Genomic DNA, 23,334 nt, shown 5'->3' on the forward strand with positions numbered 1-23,334 from the left:
GGCTGCCCGAGGCGTGGAATCGATGCCCACGATGCCGTGGAATCCATGCCCACGATCGCGTGGAATCGATGCCCATCATCCGTGGAATCCGCACGCTTTGTCAAACTGGATATAAGGCATGCCAATACGCAAAAACAATAAGGATCCGATTATTTTTTGAGTATAGATTTGTTTGACGGGACCCTGACCCACCGCAGGCGGCGCGCTTTTTGCCACAACATTCAACAGGATGGCGTTCGCCCAAACCTCGGACTGAATTCCCATACACCTGCCCTCACCTACGCCGGCAGTTAACGGGAAACGGAGATTATACGATATAATTCAGTCTGTTATCCAATACATGACGACTGGACGCCTCCTTTTCCGAGAACATGAACCGACTGTCTTATGGTCAGGTCCAGGCCTGCCCGAACGAGCGCCGCGCCGGCGCGCTGGCCAATCGCGCCGCTCATCAAAATTGCGTTGATAGGTCGCACAGTCCGTCATGTTCCGGCCAGACAAAGCGTCTCACGACAGCGGCCCGGCTCGATACGAATGCTGCCGGACCGTCAAAATCTGGCGAATCCGAAGCACACCGCTGGCGTGAAATCCAGGACGTAACCCGGGTTATCTTTTCGTGATCCAGATCCGGGCGCTCGCGTCCATGCGAATAGTTGCTTTTGCAACATCCTGATCTGCCGATCCTTCAGGTTCCCCTGGAGGCTCGCGACGCCATTGGCCCGCGCTGGCCAGAGCGCTTCTGGCCCGGGCCTGCCTGTAAATCCCCAAACATCTGTTGGCTGGCGCTGTTGCCGTCAGATCAGCCGCCGCCCGCTGCGGGAAAACCGGCGGGTTGTCACGCAAACCGCAGGCCCCTTGCTATTCAGGCGCAGTCCAGCGGGGACGATGGCGCCCTGAATGAAGATGCTCGCGTAAGCCCGGCAAGCCTCTGTTCCGGCTCCGGCGGCTCCTGTCCCGGCTTCCACGCGGGCGGCCGCCATCTCGCCAGTCCCAGCCCGTTGCGCGCTGAAACAGGCGGCGTCATGCCGGAGGCGCCAACCGGCGGACCGCAGCCAGAACAGACACAGCCCGGATGGAAACCATCCGGGCTGTGAGAAACCGGAACCGCGCCAGGTTTTCTCCTGGCGGGTGAACGGTGACAGGGCCCGGCGCCGGGCCCTGCTTCACCAATGCCGCTCAGGAGTTCGCGAAATTGGCAAGGCGCCTGTTGATCAGGTCATTGGCCTGGGCCATGATCCGGTCGATCAGTTCCTGACAGGTCGGGATGTCGTTGATCAGGCCGGCGACCATGCCGCAGCTCCATGCGCCCGCATCCATTTCGCCTTGCTGCATGATGCGCGGGTAAACGCCAGCCACTTCAGCAGCGATATCCTCGAACTTGATGTTGGCGCCGAGAGCCTTTTCCTTCTCCAGCAGGCGGTCGACGGCGGCGTTGCGCAGCACGCGCTCTGTGTTGCGCAGCGGGCGCATGACGAGGCGGGTGTCGGTTTCGGAAGCGGCGAGGATCGCCTGCTTGACGTTCTCGTGCACCGGCGCTTCCTTCGTGGCGATGAAGCGGGTGCCCATGTTCATGCCCTCGGCGCCCAGCGCCAGGGCGGCGACAAGGCTGCGGCCGTCGGCCATGCCGCCGGAGGCGACGAACGGCACCTTCAGCTCTTCCTCGGCGCGGGCCAGCAGGATGAAGTTCGGGATATCATCCTCGCCCGGGTGGCCGCCGCACTCGAAGCCGTCAACGCTCAGCGCGTCGACGCCAAGCGCCTGGGCCTTCAGCGAGTGGCGGATGGTGGTGCACTTGTGAATGACCTTGATGTCGGCGGCCTTGAGCATGTCGACCCACTTGCCCGGGTTGTTGCCGGCGGTTTCCACCGCCTTGACGCCGCCATCGATGATCGCCTTGACGTAACCTGGGTAATCCGGCGCGTTCACCACCGGCAGGAAGGTCAGGTTCACGCCGATCGGCTTGTCGGTCAGCTTGCGGGCCTTCTCGATCTCGCGGGAAAGATCGTCCGGGGTGCGCTGGGTCAGGGCGGTGATGATGCCGAGGCCGCCAGCGTTGGAAACGGCGGCCGCCAGTTCGGCGAGGCCGACAAAGTGCATGCCGCCCTGAATGATCGGGTGCTTGATGCCGAACAGCTCGGTGATGCGCGTCTTCATGGGTGTCTCATTCCTTCCCGCATTGTCCGGCGGGCGGAGCCTGCTCCGCCGCCAGCATTCTGTGATCTTCCAGGACTTGCGGCGCAGGCCCGCGCCGCAAGCCCCCTGTCGTCCGGACAGGACAGCGACCGCCCCGCCCGACATGCGCTTGCGCCCGCTGGCCGACGCCAGCCATTTCTCATGGGGATTGCGGCGGCTACCAGGGCTCAGCCCATGGACGCAGGTCCATCTCATGGGTCCAGGCGTCCCTCGGCTGCTGATAGAGCGCCCAATAGGCCTGCGCAACCGATTCCGGCTGCATCAGCTGGTCTTCGCCCAGTGCCTCAAGCGCCGCCTCGCCGCCCCGGGCGCGGATGCGCTCGCGCACCCAGGCGGTGTCAACGCCGGAGTCGATGACCAGATGGGCCACGTGGATGTTTTGCGGCCCCAGCTCCCGCGCGGCGGACTGGGCGACCGCCCGCAGGCCGAACTTGGCGCTGGCGAAAGCGGCGTAACCGGCGCCGCCGCGCAGGCCGGCGGTGGCGCCGGTGAGGAAAATCGCCCCCCGGCCATGGCGGGTCAGGATGCGGGCGGCTTCGCGCGTCGCCAGGAAGCCGCTGTAGCAGGCCATCTCCCAAACCTTGCGAAACACCCGTTCCGTGGTGTCCAGCAGCGGGAAATTGACGTTGGCGCCGACATTGAAAATGCAGATTTCCAGCGGGGCGATGGCGTCGGCCTCCGCCAGAAAGGCGGTGACATCCTGCTCGTCGCGCGCGTCGAGGGAACGGCCGCTGGCGCGACCGCCGGCGGCGGCGATGCTGGCGACGAGCGGCTCCAGTTTTTCGCCATTACGACGGCCGGCGTGGACGGCGAAACCTTCGGCGGCGAATTTCCGGCAGATGGCGGCGCCAATGTAATCGCCAGCGCCGATCACCGCCACGGAGGCGTTGCGCGGGTTTGCGGGGGCGCTCATGCGGCTGCTCCCGCGCCGGCGTTCTGGCGGCGGAGGATCTCCTCCTCCACATCGCGCAACCGGTCCTTGCCGAAGTACAGTTCATCACCGACGAAGAAACTCGGGATGCCGAAGACGCCGCGCTCCACCGCCTGGTTGGTCTTGGCGAGCAATTCGTCCTTCACGTCCTGATCGGCGGCCAGTCGCAGCAGGCGTTCGGCCGGCAGCCCGGCGTCGGTCAGGGCGGCGCGAAACACCTCCGGGTCGTCCATCTTGCGCGGATGCTCCCACATGGCGCTGAACACCGCCTCCACATAGGGCGCGAATACATCCTCGCGCTGCGCCGCCACGGCGCCGCGCATCAGTTGCAGGGTATTGACCGGGAAATATGGATTGAAACGGAAGCGCGTGACGCCGTGGCGGCGGATGAAACGCTCCATCTCAAGATGCTCATAGGCCATCTTGTTGCGGATATTGGCGTAGGCCTCGGCCGGCGAACGGTTGCCTGTCGCCCGGAATATGCCGCCGAGCAGCACCGGCTGGTAGCTGAATTTCACGCCGGTGCGCGCCTCGATGTCCGGCAGCACGAGGTGCGACAGCCAGGCGTTGGGGCTGCCGAAATCAAACAGGAATTCCGGACTGGTCATGGCGCATCCTCCCTGGAAGCCGGTTGCCTGAGACAGGCCTGGTCATGAGCCGCCTGCCTGGAATCACCTGGAACCGCGCCGGCGAAAGGCGGCAGGCTGATGTTTGCTTTTGTTCCGACAGGCGCTGACAAAGTTCCAAAAAGGAACTAACATCAAACTAGAGGCTGGCGCGCCCCTGTCAAGCGCGTTGGGCTCCACGCGGCGATTTCGGCGCAGCCTGCCGGAATCCGGCGCGCCAATACTTGCTGGCCAGGTTTGCTGGCTACGTTTGCTGGCCGCGCTGGATGATGCGATGGACGTTGGACGCCATGAGAACCGTTATGGAAAACCGTCATCGAAACCATCACGGAAACCCGTCATGAACCCTGGGAGGGGGAGGCACAGCCCATGAAATGGAAAGCGCTGGACGCGGAGCCCTGCTCGATCGCCCGCACCCTGTCATTTGTCGGCGACCGGTGGAGCCTGCTGGTGCTGCGCGACTGCTTCCTGCGCGTACGGCGGTTCGAGGAATTCCAGCGCCGCCTTGGCGTAACGCGGCATATTCTCGCTGACCGGCTGAAGCGTTTCGTGGAAGCAGGCATTCTCAGCCGGGTCGCCTACCAGACCAGCCCGGAGCGCCACGAATATGTGCTGACCCAAAAGGGGCTTGAGCTTTACCCGGTGCTGATGGCCATGGCGCGCTGGGGCGACGCCTGGATGGACGATGGCGCGGGACCGCCGCTACGTTATCGCCACCGCCCCTGCGGGCATCATTTCACCCCGGTGATGTGCTGTTCCGAATGTGGCGAGCCGCTCGATCCACGGGCTGTCACCGTCGAGCCGGGGCCGGGCCTCGGATCGGAAGACGCCCAGCTCCTGCCGCCCGCGCGCCAGAACCCGGCTTCCTGAGCCGGGCCCATCTCAGCCGGAAACATCGTGTCCCCGGGAGCGCGGACGCGATCGGCGGCCGCGGCTGCGCCCGGCGGCGGCGCGCGCCGCCGGGCCAGTTCACCGGGAACAAGGGCCCGGAACAAACCATCAGAAATCGATCACCAGCGGCGATAGTAACGCGGGCCGTAGTAACGCCGGTAATACGGCCGGGGCGCGTAATAGCGCGGACGGTAATAACGGCGCGGCGCGTAGTACGGCCGGTAGTATGGCCGTGGATAATAGTAACGCGGCCCCGGGCGATAAACGCAGCCATAGGGACCACAAACCGTGTAGGCCCGCTCGAACAGCGCGTCAGGCGCCGCGCCAGCCGCAAGGGCCGCCTGTGGCCCGGCCGGCGCCGCCTGGGCTTGCTGGCCACCGCCCATGCAACCCAGACCGAATCCGGCGACCACCGCCAGACAGATTGCAAAACGTCTCATAACTGTTCCCCTTCTCCACATGACGTCCCGTGCGGTCATCATGCGTTCGGCAATGATCGTCTGTCAGAACGAGTCTGCCGCAGGTCGAACGTTGCGGCAATTCGCAACGTTCCATTGGGGAACCTGGCTCATGGGGACAGGGTCGGGCCGGGGCGACGCCCCCTGGGACCCGCCATATCCGCCGGGGCCCGTGGGATCACTGCCCCATCAGACGGCGCCGGGGAGCCGGGTCAGCTCTCCCCGGTCGCCATCGGTCACGACAACGTGAGACCGGTCAGGCCGGGGTGAAGATGTTGCGGCCGTCCTCATGGCGGACCGTTCCGGGCCGGCCGAGTCCCTCACGCGCCTGCAGATCGCGCATGACGGCCACATCCTTCGGCGTATTGGCGAGGAAGCGCTCTCCCGTGGCGTCAAGACGGCCGATGACAATGGCGAAATCCGGATCGGTCTTGCCATACATGACCGTGTAGGTCTCGATGGTCGCCGGCCCACTGGCTGCTTCAACCAGCGGCGCCTTTGGCAGCGCGTCGAGGGCGTTCTGCAATTCCGACGGCTTCTGGCGACCCCAGTGACCTTCGGTTGGCGTGGTGGAATAGACGCCGAACGAATGCTTGGTGATGTAGTTGCCGTTGGCGGTGACCAGACCGAAGCTCCGCGGCTTGCCGCGCACCCGGCGCATCATTTCCGAGATCGAGTGCATCACATAGCTGTTGCCGGGGCCACCGAAGAACGGCAGGCCGCCCGTCACCGTCAGGCCGCGCGGGTCGTCTTCCGCAAGGCCGATCTCGGCGCAGGCAATCTCCACCGCGGAGGGGAAGCAGCTGTAGAGATCGAGGAAATCCATGTCGGCGATGGTCTTGCCGGCCATGTCGAGGGCGATGCGCGAACCGTTGCGGATCGCCGCCGAGCCGGCGATGACCTCACGCTCGGACAGATACCAGTGGTCGTGCCCGTCGGCGCAACCATGCAGATAGACCCATTTGCTTTCCGGAATACCCAGCTCACGCGCGGTTCCCACCGACGTCATGACCACGGCGGCGGCCTGATCGATATAGGCGTTGGCGTTCATGAAGCGCGGATAGGGGAAGCCGATCCAGCGGTTGTCGGCGGTGATGGTGGAGAGCTGCTCCGCGCTGAACCCCTCGCGCCGGGTGGCCAGGGGATTGTCCTTCGCCACGGCGGCGAAGCCGGCGAACAGCTTGCCCATGGCCTTCATGTGGGTTTCGACGTCGCGGCCGCGCTTGCCGCGAATGGCGTTCTCGATCAGCGGGTACATGGCGATGGCCGCCCGCATCAGGTGGCGCTCTTCGTAGTCGCTCCAGCCGCGACGCGGATCGCCGATCTCCTCGAAAGCGCCGCCGGGATCCTCGGCCCAGTTGGCCTTCACGTCGCCGCGCGTCGCGCCATACTGGGTGCGCAGGGCCTCGCCGCCGACCAGCAGGGCGGCGCGCATGTCGCCGGCGGCGATCTGCTCGGCGAACATGTTGACCAGGTACTGGGGCATGTTGCCGCCGTTCCACGTGTAGATGTGGCGGCTGGCGTTGACGCCGAGACGCTGGGCCACGCTCTTCGGCGGATTGGTCGAGCGACCGAAGCTGGTGGCGAAGCGCGGCGCCGTGTCGGCGAACATCCGCAACATGGCCACCGTGTCCACGACGCCCGCCATGCTGGCGGCGCCCGTGTCATCCAGCGCCGCGCGACCGGCCTGGGCAATCAGGTCAATGGGGGAACGCGCATCGGTGGCCGGCGTCGTCAGGTCGGTAACGTCGCCGCAGCCGACGAGCACCGGGGTTGAGGGATCGATATTGCTGGTCGCCATCTGTTTCCTGCCCTGGAGCGGATGCGTCTCGGGAAACCGGAGCGGTCGCCGCGATGCCGGATCACGCCTGTTGTCATGCGGGGCCGTGGCCGCTCCTTCGGGAAGCGCCTCCCCCGGCGGGGCCATGCCCGGGCCTCGCCCGCCATGATGGCGAACCGGCCGGCGGCCCACGGACAACCTGAATAGTCGCAATCCCCGCCCGAGGCGAGAGCCACGCAGGCGACAGGGCATGCCCCGCGCGCATGACGGCGGGTGATCCAGGCTTCCAGTCAGGATGAAGATGAGAAAACTGGTGCCGCAGGGGAGGATTGAACTCCCGACCTCACCATTACCAATGGTGTGCTCTACCACTGAGCTACTGCGGCTTTCCGGGGAGCGGCGCGCTTGCGTCAGCCGCGTCCTTCGATGGGCGCTCCAATGCCACAGCGACTGGCGGCGCGCAAGCGGCGGAAGGCGAATGTTTGTGGAATGCGACGTTTTCGCGCTTCCAGCCGAAGCCGGCAGGGGAAAACCCGGGTCGAAAGCGGCGGCGACGCCGCGGCTGGATGCCCACGGGGTCGCGAAGGCGCCTGGAGAATAAAATCACCTTCCGGGAGAGGACGCCCCAAATGCAAAAGGCGTGACCGGCCCGCTGGTCACGCCTTCTGCGTCGTGAAACATGCGCCTGCTCACGAAGCGCCGCGGCCTGCGCTGCTCAGGCCGCCTGGCGCTCCCCCAGGGCGAGGCCCAGATCGCGCCAGGTGGCGACGAGCGCTTCGGTCAGTTCGTCGATGAGCGCGTCGGAATGATACGGCGTCGGCGTGATGCGCAGCCGCTCGGTTCCACGCGGCACCGTCGGATAGTTGATCGGCTGCACATAGACGCCGTGACGCTCGATCAGCATGTCGCTGGCGGCCTTGGCGAGCTGGGCGTCGCCAACCATCACCGGCACGATATGGGTGTTGTTGGGCATCACAGGCAGACCGGCGGCGGCAAGGCGCGCCTTGGTCTTCGCCACCTGGGCGCGCTGCTGGGCGCGTTCGGCGCCGCTGACCTTGAGGTGCTCGATCGCCGCGCGGGCGGCGGCGGCCACCGGCGGCGGCAGCGCCGTGGTGAAGATAAAGCCCGGGGCGTGCGAGCGAATGGCGTCGATCACCGACTCCTTGCCGGCCAGATAACCGCCGAGGCCGCCAAAACCCTTGGCCAGCGTCGCCTCGATCACGTCGAGACGGTGCATCGCCCCCACCTCCTCGGCATACCCGGCGCCGCGCGGACCATAGAGGCCAACGGCGTGCACCTCATCGAGGTAGGTCATGGCGTTGTAGCGTTCCGCCAGATCGCAGATGGCGTGGATCGGCGAAACGTCGCCGTCCATCGAATACACGCTTTCGAAAATGATGATCTTAGCGCGGTCGGGGCCCGCCGCCTTCAGCACTTCTTCCAGATGGGCGACGTCGTTGTGACGGAAGATCCGCTTCTCACCGCCGGAGCGGCGCACGCCCTCGATCATGGAGTTGTGATTCATCTCATCGGAGATGAGCAGCGGCTCCGGCAGCAATTTGGCCAGGGTGGAAATGCCGGTTTCGTTCGAGACGTAGCCGGAGGTGAAAACCAGGGCCGCTTCCTTGCCGTGCAGATCGGCCAGCGAGGTTTCCAGATCGACGATCGGCTTGGAGGTGCCGGCGATATTGCGGGTGCCGCCCGCGCCGACGCCAAGCGTGCGGGCGCATTCGGCCATCGCCTCGATGGTCACCTTGTGCCGGCCCATGCCGAGATAATCGTTGGTGCACCACACGGTGACCTCGCGGGCGCCCTGCGGCCCGTGCCAGGTGGCGCGGGGAAAGCGCGTGACATCATGCTCGATGGTTACGAACACCCGGTACCGGCGCTCATTTTTCAGGGCTGCCAGGGCATTCTCAAAATAGTGTTCGTAATTCATCACGGTCCCGTTCCGCGCTGCCTGCGCGCCTCTGGCCTGCCTTGCGGAGCTGGCCGGGCTGCGAATGGCCCTTTTTGCCGCAAGCACGCCCCTATACAATATGTGACCTGCGGTTTTGAAGCATTCCAGACAAATACCGGCCACGCAAGCGTGACAATCGCCGCAGTCCTGCCCCGTTTTTCGGCGCAGGCCGGTTCGCGGGCCGGCGCGGCCTGCCCCGACAGCCACCCCAATCGCTGGCGCTGGCGCTGGGGGCCCGGACTTTGCTATCACACCGCCGGCAGGCTGGCGCGCGCCGTCCGCCACGGACGATGCGTTTTCGCGGGGCTTATTCCGCCCTTGCCGCAAGCGCCGAGATCAACCCTAACGCCGGGGCGCCCCGTGAGCAGCGAAACAGCGACGGAACGACAAAAGCGGTTGGCGCAGGCGCTGCGGGCCAATCTGCGCAGACGCAAAACCCAGACGCGGGAGCGCGCCGCCGCGCCAACCCGCCCTGACGACACGCAGGAGGCGACGCCCCAGACGGCGCAGGGGCAGCGCGATGACGCGAACGAAAGCGGCCGTTGATCCCGCCCGTCGCCGGCGCCGACGGCTTTCCGAAAGCACCCGCCGCTGTGGCTTTCCGGCGCTTGTGCCAGCAGGCCCCCTCTGCCAAAATTACTTTCCTGCCAGAATCATCCTGAGGTGAACGCCCGGCCAGAAGGCGCCAGCCCGGAAGGAGAAAACGCCGGCCAGATTGGCCTCGCCGTGGTGGGTGGCCAATTGACGTCCGGCGGACGACGCATTTCCGCGCCGCCGCCAGCGCTGGATGGTCTTTCTGAAGCGATTTGCTGGAAGCACGCGCAGGCGTTTCCGCAACGCCCCGTCAGAATCCGCATCCGGCGCATGGCTGCGCGGCCAGGCGCCGGCGGCACGTCCGGCCTGTCTGACCTGTCCGCAGACCCCGTTGATCACAAGAGGCGGCGTTCCGCCCGGAGCACATAGATGGACCGTATCCGCATTACCGGCGGCGCGACGCTCAACGGCGTCATCCCGATTTCCGGCGCCAAGAACGCCGCCCTGCCGCTGATGATCGCCAGCCTGCTGACGCCGGAGACGCTGGAGCTGCACAATGTGCCCCGCCTCGCCGACGTGCAGCAATTGCTGCGCATCCTCGGCAATCACGGCGTCGATACGGCGATCGCCGGGAAGCGCCCGGGACAGACATCGGAAACCGGCCAGAGCATCCGCCTGAAGGCGGCGTCGATCATCGACACCGTGGCGCCCTATGAGCTGGTGTCGCGCATGCGGGCCAGCTTCTGGGTCATCGCGCCGCTGGTGGCCCGCGCCGGTCACGCCCGGGTTTCCCTGCCCGGCGGTTGCGCCATCGGCACCCGCCCCGTCGACCTGCTGCTGATGGTGATGGAGAAGCTGGGCGCCAGGGTGGAGATCGAGGGCGGATATGTGGTCGCCACGGCCCCGTCCGGCGGCCTGCGCGGCGCCCATATCGATTTCCCGAAAGTCACCGTTGGCGGCACCCATACGGCGCTGATGGCGGCGGCGCTCGCCGACGGCGAAACGGTCATCGACAACGCCGCCCGCGAGCCGGAGGTGGTCGATCTCGCCGACTGCCTGAACGCCATGGGCGCGCGCATCAGCGGCGCCGGCCAGTCGCGCGTCGTCATCCAGGGCGTCGGCAGCCTCGGCGGCGCCAGCCACACGGTGCTGCCCGATCGCATCGAGGCCGGCACCTACGCCATGGCGGTGGCCATGACCGGCGGTGAAGTGCTGCTGGAAGGCGCGCGGCCGGAACTGCTGCAATCGGCCCTGGACATCATCGTCAAGACCGGCGCGGACATTACCGTCAGCAACGAAGGCGTCCGCGTGCGCCGCAATGGCCACGGCATCGACCCGGTCGACGTGACCACCGAACCCTTCCCAGGCTTCCCCACCGATTTGCAGGCCCAGCTGATGGCGCTGCTGACCCGGGCGAAGGGCACCAGCCGCATTCGCGAAACCATCTTCGAGAACCGCTTCATGCACGTGCAGGAGCTGGCCCGCCTCGGCTCGCGCATCCGCCTCGACGGCGACGTGGCCTGGGTGGACGGCGTCGAACGGCTGACCGGCGCGCCGGTGATGGCCACGGATCTGCGCGCCTCCGTGTCGCTGGTGATCGCGGCCCTTGCCGCTGACGGCGACACTACCGTCAACCGGGTCTATCACCTCGATCGCGGCTTCGAAGCGCTGGAGGCCAAGCTTGGCCGCTGCGGCGCGCAGGTGGAGCGGCTCTCGGGCGACTGAGATCCCGCCGTCGCGACCTGAAAGAACACGACCTGCAACAAAGGGCGGAGCCGCTGGCTCCGCCCTTTTTGCTGTCATCGGCGCGCCCGGAACCGGCGCGGCCCTGGAAGGCTGGCGCGGCGGGTCAGTAGGCCACGGCGCCGCGCTTGACGCCGAAGCCGGCGATGTCGCACTGGCACGGCGCGTTGCGGGGCAACATCACGCCTGTCGGGCAGCTGCCGCGTGAGGTGACGCAAACGCTGCCGCGCGGCCCGCCGGCGCGATAATCACGCCCGCGGTCATGGTCCCGATCCCGTCGGTCATAGTCACGGTCGCGCCGGTCGTAGTCCCGGTCACGCCGGTCGTAATCGCGATCATGGCCGCGACGATCATAGTCACGGTCGCGACGATCGTAGTCACGGTCCCTCCCCCGGTCGTAAACGGGCGGCGGAGGCGGAGGGGGCGGAGGCCGGAACGCCGGCGGAGGGGGCGGAGGCGGTGGCGGCGGCGGGGGCCGGAAAGCCGGTGGCGGCGGAGGCGGCGGCGGCGGGCGCATGGCCGGCGGCGGCGGAGGCGGCGGAGGCCTGAACGCCGGAGGCGGCGGCGGCGGCCGGAAACCGGGCGGGGGTGGTGGCGGCGGCGGCGGGCGCATGCCGGGCGGCGGCGGCGGGCGGCCATCGTCGGACGGCTGGGCGGCGGCGATCTGCGGCAGCATCACCGCCGCCGTCACCGCGACCGCGACGGCCATCGCCACGGCCCCTGTCGTCGCCTTTGCCGCCACCCTGGTCACCACCGTCGCCACCTGGGCCACGCGCCCCGTCACTGAACGGAACCTCATGGAAATTCTCCTGACATGGAAATTCTCCTGACCCTGCCGCCGAACGGTCCGGCGCGTCTTTCGGGTTATTGCTTCCGGCGTTTCAAGCCAGATTGTGACGCGCCCGCGGCCGCCGCCGGCGCCAACGTCCGCAAACGTTATCAATCATGATATATATGCACAGTTCGTTACGCGCCGCGCGCCCCAAACGTTGTTCCCGCAAATGTTTCCCGGGTCATGACCCGCGTTTCCACGCCAGCCCGACAGGCGACCATGAGCCAACTGACCTCCGACGACAGCACGCCCCTTGGCCTGATGGCGCTCGACGCCGAAGATCTGGCGGTGATTTCCGCCCACGTTCAGGACGCCGTGCTGCGGCCCGCCGACATCGTCTGGCGGCCCGGCGACGGCCTGCTGGCGTTGACCCTGCGCCGTTTCGACTGGTCCTCGCCGCCTGATCAGCCACGACGCCGGCTCAGCGCCCTGCATTTCGGCCGCGTTTCCCGCGTCGTCCACAAGGGCGTTGATCCCGCGGCCCAGGCGCTGAATCTGCTGGCAATTTCCTTCGAACCAGGCGAAGCCCCATCTGGCGCGCTGCGGCTGGATTTTTCCGGCGGCGGCGCCATCCGCGCCGAGGTCGAGTGCATCGAGGCGCAGCTGAAGGACCTGGGCCCGGTATGGGAGGCCATTCGCCGTCCCGCCCATGAAACAGATTGAGCCGATCTGAAACCGACGGAGAGCTTTGACATGGTTGACACAGGCCCCACGGCGCTGCGACTGGACGCCCGCCAGGACGGCTTCCAGCATGCTTTCGCCCGCCTGCTCGGCCAGAAGCGCGAAACGTCGGTGGACGTGGACGAAGGCGTGCGCGCGATCCTCGCCGACGTGGCGACGCGCGGCGACGCGGCTGTCATCCAGCTGACGGCGAAATTCGACCGGCTGGATATTTCCGGCGGGCGCATGCGGGTCGGCGCCGATGAAATCGCCGCCGCGAAAGCCGCCTGCAAGCCGGAAGAACTGGCCGCCCTCGCCGTCGCCCGCGACCGCATCGAGGCGTATCACAGTCGCCAGAAGCCGCAGGACGACAGCTTCACGGACGCGCTGGGCGTGACCATGGGCTGGCGCTGGACGGCCATCGACGCCGTCGGGCTCTACGTGCCGGGCGGCACCGCCAGCTATCCGTCATCGGTGCTGATGAACGCCGTGCCGGCCCGCGTCGCCGGCGTGCCGCGCATCGTCATGGTGGCGCCGACGCCAGACGACGCCATGAACCCGCTGGTTCTGGCGGCGGCGGACCTCGCCGGCGTCGATGAAATCTACCGCATCGGCGGCGCCCAGGCCATCGGCGCCCTCGCCTACGGCACGGCCACCATCGCGCCGGTAGCCAAGATCGTCGGACCCGGCAACGCCTGGGTGGCGGCGGCCAAGCGCCGGGTGTTCGGCACGGTGGGCATCGACATGATCGCCGGCCCATCCGAGGTGCTGGTGATCGCCGATGAGCACGCCAACCCCGACTGGATCGCCGCCGACCTGCTGGCCCAGGCCGAACACGACGCGGCGGCGCAGTGCATCCTGATCACCGACAGCCCCAGCCTCGCGGACGCGGTGGAAGCCGCGGTGCAGCGCCAGCTGGCGACGTTGCCGCGCGCCCGGATCGCCGCCGCCAGCTGGCGCGACAACGGCGCCATCATTCTGGTCGGCGATCTGGCCGAAGCGGTTCCGCTGGCCAACGCCATCGCGGCCGAGCACCTGGAAATCGAAACCGCCAACGCGGCGGAACTGGCGGCGCAGGTGCGCAACGCCGGCGCGATCTTCCTCGGCTCGCACACCCCGGAAGCCATCGGCGATTATGTCGGCGGCCCCAATCACGTGCTGCCCACCGCGCGCTCCGCCCGCTTCTCCTCCGGCCTCGGCGTGCTGGACTTCATGAAGCGCACGTCGATACTCTCGTGTTCGCCGGAGGCGCTGCGCCAGCTCGGGCCATCCGCCATCAGCCTCGCCAGTTCAGAGGGCCTGGGGGGACACGCCCGCTCGGTGGCGATCCGCCTCAACCTGTAGGGCGCGGCGCGTTTCAACAGAAACGCACTGCGCTCCACCTTCTTTAATTGCGCATGATTTTTACGAATCATGCGCCAACAGCCGGCCCCAGCCAGCAGGACGGGAAGGAGCCGCGATGTCCGCAAGCGGAGATTCTTCAGGCAAGGCTTCCTCCCGGAACCGGCTGGCGTCCGTGGCGCTGGACGAACAATCGATCGGCCGCGGCGCGCCCGAACAGGAGCATGAGCGCAACGCCGCCATCTGGGACATCATCGAGAGCAACAGCTTCGCCGTGCCCAATGTCGACGCGGGTCCCTACGCCCTTGAGCTCGCCATGGTGGAAAAACGGCTGGCGTTCACCGTGCGGCAGACGCCGGAGGACGGCGAGCCGCCCGGCAGCGGCGCGCTGGTGGCGGCGCATTATCTGTCGCTGACGCCGTTCCGGCGGGTGATCAAGGACTACGAACTGATCTGCAACAGCTATTTCGCCGCCGTGCGCACGGCCTCGCCGCAGCAGATCGAAGCGATCGACATGGGCCGGCGCGGCCTGCATGACGAAGCCGCAGCGCTGGTTCAGGAGCGGCTGGCCGGCAAGCTGACGGTGGATTTCGACACCGCCCGCCGCCTGTTCACCCTCATCTTCGCCCTGCACTGGAAGGGCTGAATTGATCGCTGCGCTCCCGCCCGAGGCGCCGGATCAGGTCGCGAAGGCGCCCCAGGACGCGAAACCGCGCGTGCAGGCGGTGCTGTTCGTCTGCGCCCTCAACGCGGTGCGCTCACCGATGGCCGAAGCGCTGGCCCGACACTATTTTGGCAAGAGCATCTATGTGCAGTCCGCCGGGGTGCGGAAGGACGATCTCGATCCGTTCGCCGTCGCCGTGCTGGACGAGATGGGCGTGGACGCCAGCCGCCACCGGCCGCGCACCCTCGACGAGCTTGAGGAATACGAAGGGCTGAACTTCGACCTGATCGTCACCCTGTCGCCAGAGGCGCACCACGCGGCGCTTGAACTGACGCGCACGCTGGCGGTGGAAGTGGAATACTGGCCCACGCCGGACGCCACCGCGACGCACGGCTCCCGCGCCCACAGGCTACAGGCTTACCGGGACGTGCGTGATCATCTGCAAAAACGCATCATCGCGCGCTTCCGCGATCAGGTCTGAGGCCGGCGTCCCGCACGCGGGCCTGCCGGGCGGCATGGCGCGCCCGGATCGGGCTTCAGATGCCGCCGCCCACGTCGGCGTCGGCGCCGGCGGTCCGCCGGCGCTGCGCCAGCCGCCGCATCAGCCAGCCAAGCCCGACCACCACCAGCACGCCGGCCGCCTCCACCGGCAGCTTCCAGATCGCCACCTGGCCGGCGCCAAGCGTCTTCACCATCCATGGGTCGGTGATCAGCATGCCGCCAGCCACCCAGCCGAGCAGCGCCGCGCCGGCCCAGATCAGGATCGGGAAGCGGTCGATGGCCTTCACCAGGATGTTGGCGCCGAAAACGATCAGCGGGATCGACAGGGCGAGACCGAAAATCAGCATGCCGACATGATCCTGCGCCACGGCGGCGATGGCGATGACGTTGTCCAGGCTCATCACCGCATCGGCGACGACGATGGTCCAGACGGCGCCCCACAGCTTGCCGGACTCGCGGATCTCGCCGTGCTCATCCTCCTGCCCCCGGGTCAGGCCAACGGCGATGCGCAGCAGCAGAAAGGCGCCAATGACCTTGAGGAACGGCACCTGAAGCAGCTGGATGACCAGCAGGGCGAAAATCACGCGCAGGATGATGGCGGCGCCGGCGCCGAAAATAATGCCCCATTTGCGCTGGTTGGCCGGCAGGCCGCGACAGGCCAGGGCGATGACCACCGCGTTGTCGCCGGACAGGACAAGATCGATCCAGATGATCTGGAGCGCAGCGACGATTTCCGGCCACCAGGCGGTCATGGGATATCCTGATACGGGAGCAAGAACCGTCCGCTCTGCAACGGGGCCGGCTCCCTCTTTGATTGACGCGCTTTCCAGGCGCGAAACAACGCCGCGTCACGCCCGGACATCGGCGCCGGGTGAGCAGCGCAGGCGAACAGGGCGCGCGGCGACCCGGCAGGATTTACCCGCCAGCGTCGCCGGGCGCAATTGGCGTGCGCCAGGGCGGCGCGGCGCCCATGCTCCCTTTGCTTCGCCAGCCGCACAGGCGCAACCTCCCGCCCGCCGTCATGGTTCCGCCCGCCAGCGCGGATGGATATGCGGGACAGGCGGAGCGGCCTTCAGTCGCCGAAGGCGCCGTAAGCCAGATTGCGGAACAGGTGCCGGTATTCCTCCCGCTGGTTCGGGGGCACCTGGATCATCAGCAGGGCGAAGAATTCCTCCTCCGGGTCGATCCAGAAGGTGGTGCCGGCGATGCCGCTCCAGAAGAACTGGCCGGCGCCGCCCGGCGACGGCGCCAGGCCATCGTGGGTGCGCACCGCGAAGCCGAGGCCAAAGCCATGTCCCGGCGGCAAAAGGTCAGAACCGATGGACGCGCCTTCGGGCAGGTGGTCGGCGGCCATGAGGCTCACGGTCTTGCGGCTGAGCAACCGTGTTGAACCGAGCACGCCGCCGTTCTGGATCATCTGGATGAAGCGGGCGTAGTCCATCGCCGACGACACCAGGCCGCCGCCGCCGGATTCGAACGGGAACGGTTTCGTCACGTCGAGCAGCTTCACCGCCTCGCCGGTGTCGGGATCCCGCGGCAGCGGTTCAGCCAGGCGGTGGAGCGAAGCTTCCGGCACATAAAAGCCGGTGTCGTCCATGCCGAGCGGATCGAAGATGTGCTCGCGCAGGGCGTCGCCGAGGGAGGAGCCGGTGATGATCTCGACGATGGTCCCCAGAACGTCAGTGGAGCGGCCGTAGTCCCACCGGGTTCCTGGCTGGCTGTTGAGCGGCAGCTGCGCCAGGGCTTCCGCGTGCTCCATGCTGGTCCAGCTGCGCCGGAAAATGCGGGCGTCCATGTACATCTGCTGCAGTTCGGGCATGGCCAGGAATTCGTAGCTCAGGCCCGAGGTGTGGCGCAGCAGGTCCTGCACGGTCATCGGCCGCGCCTGATCCTCCAGGGTCAGGACGCCGTCGCGCTTCACCGCCACCTTCGTGGCGGCGAACGCCGGAATATATTTGGCGACGGGATCCGTGATCAGCAGCCGCCCCTGCTCCACCAGCATCATGATCATGGTGGAAACGACCGGCTTGGTCATGGAATAGCAGCGGAACAGGGCGTCGGTCCGCAGCGCCTCGCCCGTCGCCGGGTCCCGCATGCCGACGGCCGAAAAATGCGCCACCTTGCCGAAGCGGGACAGCATGGTCACCGCGCCGGCAAGCCGGCCGCGGTCGACATGATCGCGCAGCACCGCGTTGATCCGCTCCAGGCGCTCCACGGAGAAGCCGGCTTCGTCGGGCCTGATGGTCGGCAAGTTGCTCATGAACGCTGAAACTCCCGGTAACCGGCGCGCAGCCGGAGGTGTTTTGGGAAGGGCTGATATTATTTCCAGGCGAACACCGGCTGCTCCAGCTCGTGCACGCGGGTGTCGCGCCCGGCGAGCACCTCGCGGAACTGGTAGATCACCGCCGCCGTCGGCGCATGGATGTGATCGTCGTCGATCCACAGCCGGATAACCTGGCGCGGGCTCTCCGGAATGGTGATGAAGCTGACGATATCCTCGCGCGCCACATGCGCCAGGGGGATGTAGTGCACCGAAGCCACCTCGGCGGGATTGGGGACGATGGCGCTGGCGTCGCCGGCCCACACCACCACGGGCGTCATCAGATAGCCGGAGCGGGTGGGGTAATCATCGAGCACGCCCAGCACCGCGTCGGCGCCAAGAATGAGGCCGATTTCTTCCGACACCTCGCGCAGGGCCGCCTCGGTCACGGTTTCGCCGGGGTCACAACGGCCGCCTGGCAGCGCCCACTGGCCGCCATGGGAGCGCAGGGTGCGGGCCCGGCGCGTCAGCACAAAGGCCAGCCCGCCATCGCCGCGCGGATCCTCCACCACGGTGATCGCCACCGCCGCCCGTTTGAGCCCGGCATGGGCCGCATCGCCGGCAAGACGCTCAAACCCGGAGAACAGCCCGGTCATCCGGGCGCGCACATCGTCAAAACACTCAGTCACAGTCAAAACTCTCAGGCATACCGCCGTTTTGGTCGCGCCGCGCCGGCTTTCACGGCCGGCGCGGCTGTTTGAGGTGTTGCCCCCGCCCCCCGCCAGGGAGTGTACCCCGGCGGGTTCAGACGCCTTCCGGTTCGGTGACAAACTGGCCGCGCAGGGTCGGCTTGTGCACCTTGCCGGTGGCGTTGCGCGGCAGGGCTTCGACAAAAGCGATGTCGCGCGGGCATTTGAAGCGGGCGAGGCGCGCCCGGCAATGTTCATGAACCTGATCTTCCGAGAGCTGCTGGCCCGGCTTCACCACCACAACGGCGAGACCGCTTTCGCCCCAGCGTTCGTCCGGCACGCCGATGATCGCCGCCTCTGCGATCTGCGGCATCTGGTAGAGCACGTCCTCCACCTCGGCGGGATACACGTTCTCGCCGCCAGAGATGTACATGTCCTTCCAGCGGTCGACGATATAGAAAAAGCCATCGGCGTCGACGCGGGTGGCGTCGCCGGTGTGCAGCCAGCCGTCCGTGAAGGATGAGGCGTTGGCGTCCGGCCGGTTCCAGTAGCCTGGCGTGACATTGGGACCGCGCACCCACAGCTCGCCGATCTCACCGGGCGCCGCCAGGGTTCCGTCCTCGCGCATCACGCACACCTCGGTGTGCAGCACCGGCTTGCCGGCGGAGCCCGCCCTGGCGGCGGCGTCCGCCTGGTCGAGCGCCAGCACGGCCGGGCTCGTCTCCGTCATGCCATAGCCCTGTTGCAGGGCGACGCCGCGCTGCTCCCAGATGCGCAGCAGGGGCACCGGCATCGGCGCGCCGCCCACGCCGCCGACCCGCAGGCCCGAGAAATCGGTTTTGTCGAAATCCGGATGCTGGCACAGGAACTGGTAAATCGACGGCACGCCGAACAGCAGGTTCAGCCCGAAGGCCTTGTCGTGGATCAGCCGCAGGGTCGCGCCCGGATCGAAGGCGCGCATGACCAGCACGAGGCCGCCGGCGTGCAGGGTGGGATTGACGTAGCAGTTCAGGCCGCCGGTGTGGAACAGCGGCAGCACCAGCAACTGGACGGTCGACTGGCTGACGCCGGCGACAGCCCCCAGGTTGACGCAGTTGAAGAACGTCATGCCGTGGGTGATCATCGCGCCCTTGGGGCGCCCAGTGGTGCCGGAGGTGTACATGATGGTGGAGACGTCATCATGGCTGACATCGGCCCAGGCGGCGCGCGGCAAAGGCTGGACCGCCGCCAGCGCCGCCTCGTAGGGGGCGTCGAACTGCAGGCTCGCCGGCGTCTGGCACGCGGCGGCGACCTCAAGCGCCGTGGCCGCCAGCTCCGCGTCGTGCACCATGACGCGCGGGGCCGCGTCGCCCACGATATAGGTCAGCTCGGCCACCGTGAGGCGCGTGTTGAGCGGAACGAAAATCGCCCCAAGCCGGCCGCAGGCGAACTGGACCTCCAGCGTCTCCGGGGCGTTCTGGGCCAGCACGGCCACACGATCGCCGGCGTTGACGCCAAGGTTGACCGACAGGTGGGCCGCCAGCCGGCCCACGCGGTCATGCATCCGCGCGTAGGAAAACTCACGACCGTCCGCCAGATTGACGACCGCAAGCCGCTCCGGCGTGCGCATCGCGTGATGGGCGATCCAGTCGTAGTAACGAACCGTCATACGGCGCTCCTCCAGAATACCGCTCCATCTTGTTCCTGACCGGGAGCGTGCGCCAAGACTTCTACGAAAAACATCGCCAGGCAAGGCCCGACGAAAGCCGCACATGGCCCGGGAAAGACGGCGCGCGCGAAAGGCGGGGGACGGACTTGCGGCGGCGGACCGGCGGCTGCCGCCGCATCGGGCAAGCCATGCCATGGACGCATCGTGGGCGCGCGGCTCCCGCGCGTGGCGCATTTGTTATAACGTCTGGAAGGCTGCACAAATCGCGGGAGCAACATCAGGTCCCGCGCCATGCCCCCGCACCCCACCCGCAACAATCTGGCGCTGGTCACGCTCCTTGGTCTGATCTGGGGTCTGAACTGGCCCATCGTCAAATTCGCCATCCTTGAATATGGCCCGTGGACGACGCGGGCGCTGAGCCTGTCGGGCGCCGCGCTGGTGCTGGCTGGCGCGGCGCTGTGGCGCGGCGAGAGCCTGCGCATCAGCCCGCGCGCGTGGTGGCGCGTGCTGGTTCCGGCCATTTTCGGCATGGCGCTGGTCAACATCCTCAACGCCTGGGCGCAGATGGTGATGGAAACCGGACGCGCGGCGATCATCGCCTTTTCCATGCCGGTGTGGGCGACGGCGATGGCGGTGTTCTTCCTGGGCGAGCGGCTTGACGCCCGCAAGTCCCTCAGCCTGGCGCTGGGCGCCGCTGGCCTGATGGCGCTGGCGTGGCCCGCCCTCGCCGCCGGCGGAGTTTCCGCCGGCCTCGCGCTGGCCTTTGGCTCGGCGTTATCCTGGGCCTGCGGCGCCGTTTTCATGAAACGTTTTCCGATCAGCGGTCCGCCGCTGACCGCGGCGACCTGGCAGATCGGCGCCGCCGCGGCCATCCTGACGACGGGCATGCTGGCCTTCGAAGGACCAGCCATTGGCTTCCATGGCCTGACGGCCGGCTTTTTCGGGCTGGCCTACAATATCGTCGCCGCCCAGGCGCTCGGAACATGGATCTGGTTTGGGGTGCTGACCCGGTCTCCCGCTTCGGTCGCCGCCATTGGCACGCTGATGACGCCGGGCGTCGGCGTGATCGGCGCCATGTTGATGCTGGGTGAAACGCCAGCCATCACCGACTGGGTGGGCCTCGCGCTGGTGGTGAGCGCCAGCGCCATCGTGCTGCTGCGCCGCGCGCCGTCCGGTCGGGCGTCGCCTGTGGCAAAAACACCACCGGCGCCCGGCCCCGCGCCATGCGGCGACGGCGAGCTTCTGGCGCCCGTCCCAACCGCGCGCTAGGGTGCCCCGTCCAACGGTTGCTGCTGGGGGACGCCCCAGGTCCAACAGGCGCGCCGCGCCGGGTCTGACCGCCGACAACTGTCCGTTCTGGAGCTCCGCCGCGCCATGCGCCGACTATATGTGCTAGCCGTCACCGCGATCGCCGCCGCCTTGCTGGCGGGGTGCAGCGGCCGCGCCCGGAACGTTTTGCAGCCTGAACAGGGGGCTGTTTATCCCGGCGCCACGCCTGTCAGCATGCTGGTGGCCACCACGCGCAGCCTGGAAAACGCCCGCCCCGGCCAGATGTTCACCGGGGAGCGCTCCGATCTGCTCAATTTCGCCGAGATCACCGTCTCGGTGCCGCCGGCCGGCGCGCGCAAGGTTGGCGACGTGCAATGGCCGCGCCGTTTGCCGGCCAACCCCGCCACGGACTTCACCACCCTGTCTGCCAGGGTTCTGAGCCCGACCCAGGCCATGGCGGCGTTCAACCAGCGCATGCGTCAGCAGCGCCAGCGCCGGGTGCTGGTGTTCGTGCATGGTTACAACACCAACTTCGAGGACGCGGTTTACCGGTTCACCCAGATCATCCATGATTCTGGCGCGCCAGCGATGCCGGTACTGTTCACCTGGCCGTCGCGCGGGCGGCTGCTCTCCTATGGTTTCGACCGTGAAAGCAGCAACTTCTCCCGCGACGCCCTGGAAAAGCTGCTCACGACCCTCAACCGCGACCCCCAGGTGGGCGAAATCGCCATCCTCGCCCACTCCATGGGCAATTGGGTGACGCTGGAGGCGTTGCGGCAGATGGCGATCCGCAACGGCCGCATCGCGCCGAAAATCAACAGTGTGATGCTGGCGGCGCCTGACGTGGATTTCGACGTGTTCCGCCGGCAGATCGCCGCCATCGGGCCGAAGCGGCCGCCCTTCGTCATCTTTACCTCGCAGGACGATGAGGCGCTGGCCTTCTCGCGTCGGGTCTGGGGCCAGACGCGCCTCGGCGCCATCAACCCGCAGGCCGAGCCCTACCGCTCCGAGCTGAAACGCGACGACATCATCCTGATCGACCTCACGGGGGTCCAGTCATCGGATTCCATCAACCACGCCACCTTCGCCCAGTCGCCCCAGGTGGTGCAGATGATCGGCAGCCGGCTGGTCGCCGGCCAGGCCCTCAGCGACTCCGGCGTCGGCCTCGGCGACAAGCTGGGCCGGATCGCCGTGGGCGCGGCCTCGACCGTCGGCACGGCCGCCAGCATCGCGGTGTCGGCGCCCATCGCCATTATCGATCCGAAGACGCGCGAGGGCCTCGGCGACCAGTTCGAGATGCTCGGCTCCAACATGGCGGACACCTTGCCCCTGCCCCGTGGACAGGCAAAAACAACCGGGCATTGACGCCCGGAGGGCCACGGGCGCGGGTTCACGCCGCGCCGCCCGTGGCCGGACCCGGCAGGCCGGCGTCGTCAAATCGCCACGCCGGATTGCTCCAACGTTCCAGGACGCGGCCGCGATGCGCGCGCGCCCTGAAAAGCCCGGACCTGGGCGTGACCCATTGATGCGCCCCGCTCGTGGGCGCATCGTCAAGGGCGCGGCAACGCATTGCCAATGTGACGCTATCGGGACGCGAAGGCCGCGTCCCCTTCCGCCGACCTGTTCTGGAGACCTGATATGGAAGCCATTGTCGCCCGCCGCCCGCAGCGCCTGAAGCGCATCGCGCGGCTCTCCGTGCGATGCGGCGCACTGCTCGCGGTGGCCCTGTCCGTCGCCGCCTGCGACAAGTGCGGGCGCGCCACGCCCATCAACAAGCCCTGGAGCTCCGCCTGCGAGTCTGGCCCGTCCACCAACTGAACGCGTGTGGCGACGCGCCAATAAAAAAAAACGGCCCCGGAGCGGGGCCGTTTGCATATTGCGCAGCCCGCTCAGCGGCAGATGCGTCGCGGACCGTGCGGCGTGTGCTGCACGACGCAATGGGGCGCGCGGCGCGGCGCATGATAGTGACGCGGCGGCGGCGGCGGCGGGCGATGGGCGTGCGGACGGACGCCCGCCCGGTAGCAGCGGCCGCCCGGGCCCCTGTACATGCCGGGGCCACATCCACTGGCGACCGTCGACACCATCGGCGCGCCAGCGCCGTCAAACGCGCCGGCGCCCGCGCCAGCCGGCGCCGCCATGGCGCCCGAAGCGACCATCATCGCGCCAGCGATCGCGGCCAGACCGGCGACCCGCGCGCCCGACAACTTGGCAAATGCAGCCTTCATACGATTTTCACTTTCCCTTGTTTGCTCTTGTTCGGCCCCGAACCCGGCGCACGGCCCGGCCCGGAAAGCCACTGGCGTTACATTAACGCCCGCCGCCGCGTCGCCTGGCGCAAGGCGGCGACCGGTCTT

At 67.6% G+C, this 23,334-nt stretch carries 23 protein-coding genes and 1 tRNA gene; 11 read left to right on the plus strand and 13 right to left on the minus strand.

Features of this window, described 5'->3' with window-relative positions; translation table 11 throughout:
- Positions 1-1,176: 1,176 nt before the first annotated feature.
- The 3 genes from EV666_RS16180 to EV666_RS16190 form a co-directional block, all read right to left on the minus strand.
- Positions 1,177-2,154 (minus strand): NAD(P)H-dependent flavin oxidoreductase, encoded by a 978-nt coding sequence (locus EV666_RS16180; protein ID WP_132010444.1) that lies wholly within the window; start codon positions 2,152-2,154, stop codon positions 1,177-1,179.
- Positions 2,155-2,350: 196 nt separating this feature from the next.
- A complete protein-coding gene (locus EV666_RS16185) occupies positions 2,351-3,106 on the minus strand; it encodes an SDR family NAD(P)-dependent oxidoreductase (protein WP_132010446.1) in 756 nt (251 codons plus the stop codon).
- Positions 3,103-3,732, minus strand: a complete 630-nt coding sequence (locus tag EV666_RS16190) for a 2-hydroxychromene-2-carboxylate isomerase (RefSeq protein ID WP_132010448.1) — start codon at positions 3,730-3,732, stop codon at positions 3,103-3,105. Before EV666_RS16190 ends, EV666_RS16185 begins: the two co-directional genes overlap by 4 nt.
- Positions 3,733-4,119: 387 nt before the next feature.
- On the opposite strand from EV666_RS16190, the gene EV666_RS16195 reads away from it, so the two are divergent.
- Entirely contained in the window at positions 4,120-4,620 is a 501-nt protein-coding gene (locus tag EV666_RS16195; protein WP_132010450.1) for a winged helix-turn-helix transcriptional regulator, read from the plus strand.
- Between the two features lie 140 nt (positions 4,621-4,760).
- Here EV666_RS16195 and EV666_RS16200 read toward each other — a convergent pair whose 3' ends face one another.
- The 4 genes from EV666_RS16200 to hemA all read right to left on the minus strand — a co-directional run bounded on the left by EV666_RS16200 (position 4,761) and on the right by hemA (position 8,818).
- The gene (locus tag EV666_RS16200) at positions 4,761-5,081 is read right to left on the minus strand and encodes a hypothetical protein (protein ID WP_207906442.1); all 321 of its coding nucleotides are present in this window, start codon (positions 5,079-5,081) and stop codon (positions 4,761-4,763) included.
- A 274-nt stretch (positions 5,082-5,355) separates the two neighbouring features.
- Positions 5,356-6,900, minus strand: coding sequence for an acetyl-CoA acetyltransferase (locus tag EV666_RS16205; RefSeq protein WP_132010452.1), 1,545 nt, complete (start codon positions 6,898-6,900; stop codon positions 5,356-5,358).
- A 290-nt stretch (positions 6,901-7,190) separates the two neighbouring features.
- Positions 7,191-7,265 (minus strand) — tRNA-Thr (locus tag EV666_RS16210).
- A gap of 329 nt (positions 7,266-7,594) precedes the next feature.
- The gene (gene hemA, locus EV666_RS16215; protein ID WP_132010495.1) at positions 7,595-8,818 is read right to left on the minus strand and encodes a 5-aminolevulinate synthase; all 1,224 of its coding nucleotides are present in this window, start codon (positions 8,816-8,818) and stop codon (positions 7,595-7,597) included.
- Positions 8,819-9,199: 381 nt separating this feature from the next.
- Between hemA and EV666_RS16220 the strand changes: the two genes are divergently transcribed.
- Both EV666_RS16220 and murA read left to right on the plus strand, forming a co-directional pair.
- On the plus strand, positions 9,200-9,385 hold the full coding sequence (locus EV666_RS16220) for a hypothetical protein (RefSeq protein ID WP_207906443.1): 186 nt from the start codon (positions 9,200-9,202) through the stop codon (positions 9,383-9,385).
- 417 nt (positions 9,386-9,802) lie between these two features.
- Entirely contained in the window at positions 9,803-11,098 is a 1,296-nt protein-coding gene (murA, locus tag EV666_RS16225) for a UDP-N-acetylglucosamine 1-carboxyvinyltransferase (protein ID WP_132010454.1), read from the plus strand.
- 198 nt (positions 11,099-11,296) lie between these two features.
- On the opposite strand, the gene EV666_RS18470 is transcribed toward murA, so the two are convergent.
- Positions 11,297-11,497: a hypothetical protein gene (locus tag EV666_RS18470; RefSeq protein ID WP_207906444.1), complete on the minus strand. Its 201-nt coding sequence runs from the start codon at positions 11,495-11,497 to the stop codon at positions 11,297-11,299.
- A 230-nt stretch (positions 11,498-11,727) separates the two neighbouring features.
- Between EV666_RS18470 and EV666_RS18335 the strand changes: the two genes are divergently transcribed.
- From EV666_RS18335 to EV666_RS16250, 5 genes are all read left to right on the plus strand, one after another.
- Positions 11,728-11,946: a hypothetical protein gene (locus tag EV666_RS18335; protein WP_165910057.1), complete on the plus strand. Its 219-nt coding sequence runs from the start codon at positions 11,728-11,730 to the stop codon at positions 11,944-11,946.
- Positions 11,947-12,167: 221 nt separating this feature from the next.
- Positions 12,168-12,611, plus strand: coding sequence for a DUF2948 family protein (locus tag EV666_RS16235; RefSeq protein ID WP_132010456.1), 444 nt, complete (start codon positions 12,168-12,170; stop codon positions 12,609-12,611).
- Positions 12,612-12,641: 30 nt separating this feature from the next.
- Positions 12,642-13,952 (plus strand): histidinol dehydrogenase, encoded by a 1,311-nt coding sequence (gene hisD / locus EV666_RS16240; RefSeq protein ID WP_132010458.1) that lies wholly within the window; start codon positions 12,642-12,644, stop codon positions 13,950-13,952.
- 115 nt (positions 13,953-14,067) lie between these two features.
- Positions 14,068-14,595, plus strand: coding sequence for a UPF0262 family protein (locus EV666_RS16245; protein ID WP_132010460.1), 528 nt, complete (start codon positions 14,068-14,070; stop codon positions 14,593-14,595).
- Between the two features lies 1 nt (position 14,596).
- Positions 14,597-15,094, plus strand: a complete 498-nt coding sequence (locus EV666_RS16250) for an arsenate-mycothiol transferase ArsC (RefSeq protein ID WP_376885254.1) — start codon at positions 14,597-14,599, stop codon at positions 15,092-15,094.
- Between the two features lie 55 nt (positions 15,095-15,149).
- Here EV666_RS16250 and EV666_RS16255 read toward each other — a convergent pair whose 3' ends face one another.
- The 4 genes from EV666_RS16255 to EV666_RS16270 all read right to left on the minus strand — a co-directional run bounded on the left by EV666_RS16255 (position 15,150) and on the right by EV666_RS16270 (position 19,711).
- Positions 15,150-15,866: a TerC family protein gene (locus EV666_RS16255; RefSeq protein ID WP_132010462.1), complete on the minus strand. Its 717-nt coding sequence runs from the start codon at positions 15,864-15,866 to the stop codon at positions 15,150-15,152.
- 320 nt (positions 15,867-16,186) lie between these two features.
- Complete coding sequence (locus EV666_RS16260) at positions 16,187-17,374, minus strand: serine hydrolase domain-containing protein (RefSeq protein ID WP_132010464.1); 1,188 nt, start codon at positions 17,372-17,374, stop codon at positions 16,187-16,189.
- A 59-nt stretch (positions 17,375-17,433) separates the two neighbouring features.
- Positions 17,434-18,030, minus strand: coding sequence for an NUDIX hydrolase (locus EV666_RS16265; protein ID WP_132010498.1), 597 nt, complete (start codon positions 18,028-18,030; stop codon positions 17,434-17,436).
- Positions 18,031-18,178: 148 nt separating this feature from the next.
- Positions 18,179-19,711 carry an acyl-CoA synthetase gene (locus EV666_RS16270; protein ID WP_132010466.1) on the minus strand — a complete coding sequence of 511 codons (1,533 nt, stop codon included), beginning with the start codon at positions 19,709-19,711 and terminating at the stop codon, positions 18,179-18,181.
- Between the two features lie 291 nt (positions 19,712-20,002).
- On the opposite strand from EV666_RS16270, the gene EV666_RS16275 reads away from it, so the two are divergent.
- The 3 genes from EV666_RS16275 to EV666_RS16285 all read left to right on the plus strand — a co-directional run bounded on the left by EV666_RS16275 (position 20,003) and on the right by EV666_RS16285 (position 22,798).
- Entirely contained in the window at positions 20,003-20,980 is a 978-nt protein-coding gene (locus tag EV666_RS16275) for a DMT family transporter (protein WP_132010468.1), read from the plus strand.
- A gap of 105 nt (positions 20,981-21,085) precedes the next feature.
- Positions 21,086-22,345 (plus strand): alpha/beta hydrolase, encoded by a 1,260-nt coding sequence (locus EV666_RS16280; RefSeq protein ID WP_132010470.1) that lies wholly within the window; start codon positions 21,086-21,088, stop codon positions 22,343-22,345.
- 273 nt (positions 22,346-22,618) lie between these two features.
- Complete coding sequence (locus EV666_RS16285; RefSeq protein ID WP_132010472.1) at positions 22,619-22,798, plus strand: hypothetical protein; 180 nt, start codon at positions 22,619-22,621, stop codon at positions 22,796-22,798.
- A 71-nt stretch (positions 22,799-22,869) separates the two neighbouring features.
- Here EV666_RS16285 and EV666_RS18475 read toward each other — a convergent pair whose 3' ends face one another.
- Complete coding sequence (locus tag EV666_RS18475) at positions 22,870-23,205, minus strand: hypothetical protein (protein WP_207906445.1); 336 nt, start codon at positions 23,203-23,205, stop codon at positions 22,870-22,872.
- Between the last annotated feature and the right edge of the window lie 129 nt (positions 23,206-23,334).

This window comes from Camelimonas lactis, assembly GCF_004342915.1.
GTDB classification, from domain to species: Bacteria; Pseudomonadota; Alphaproteobacteria; order Rhizobiales; family Beijerinckiaceae; genus Camelimonas; species Camelimonas lactis.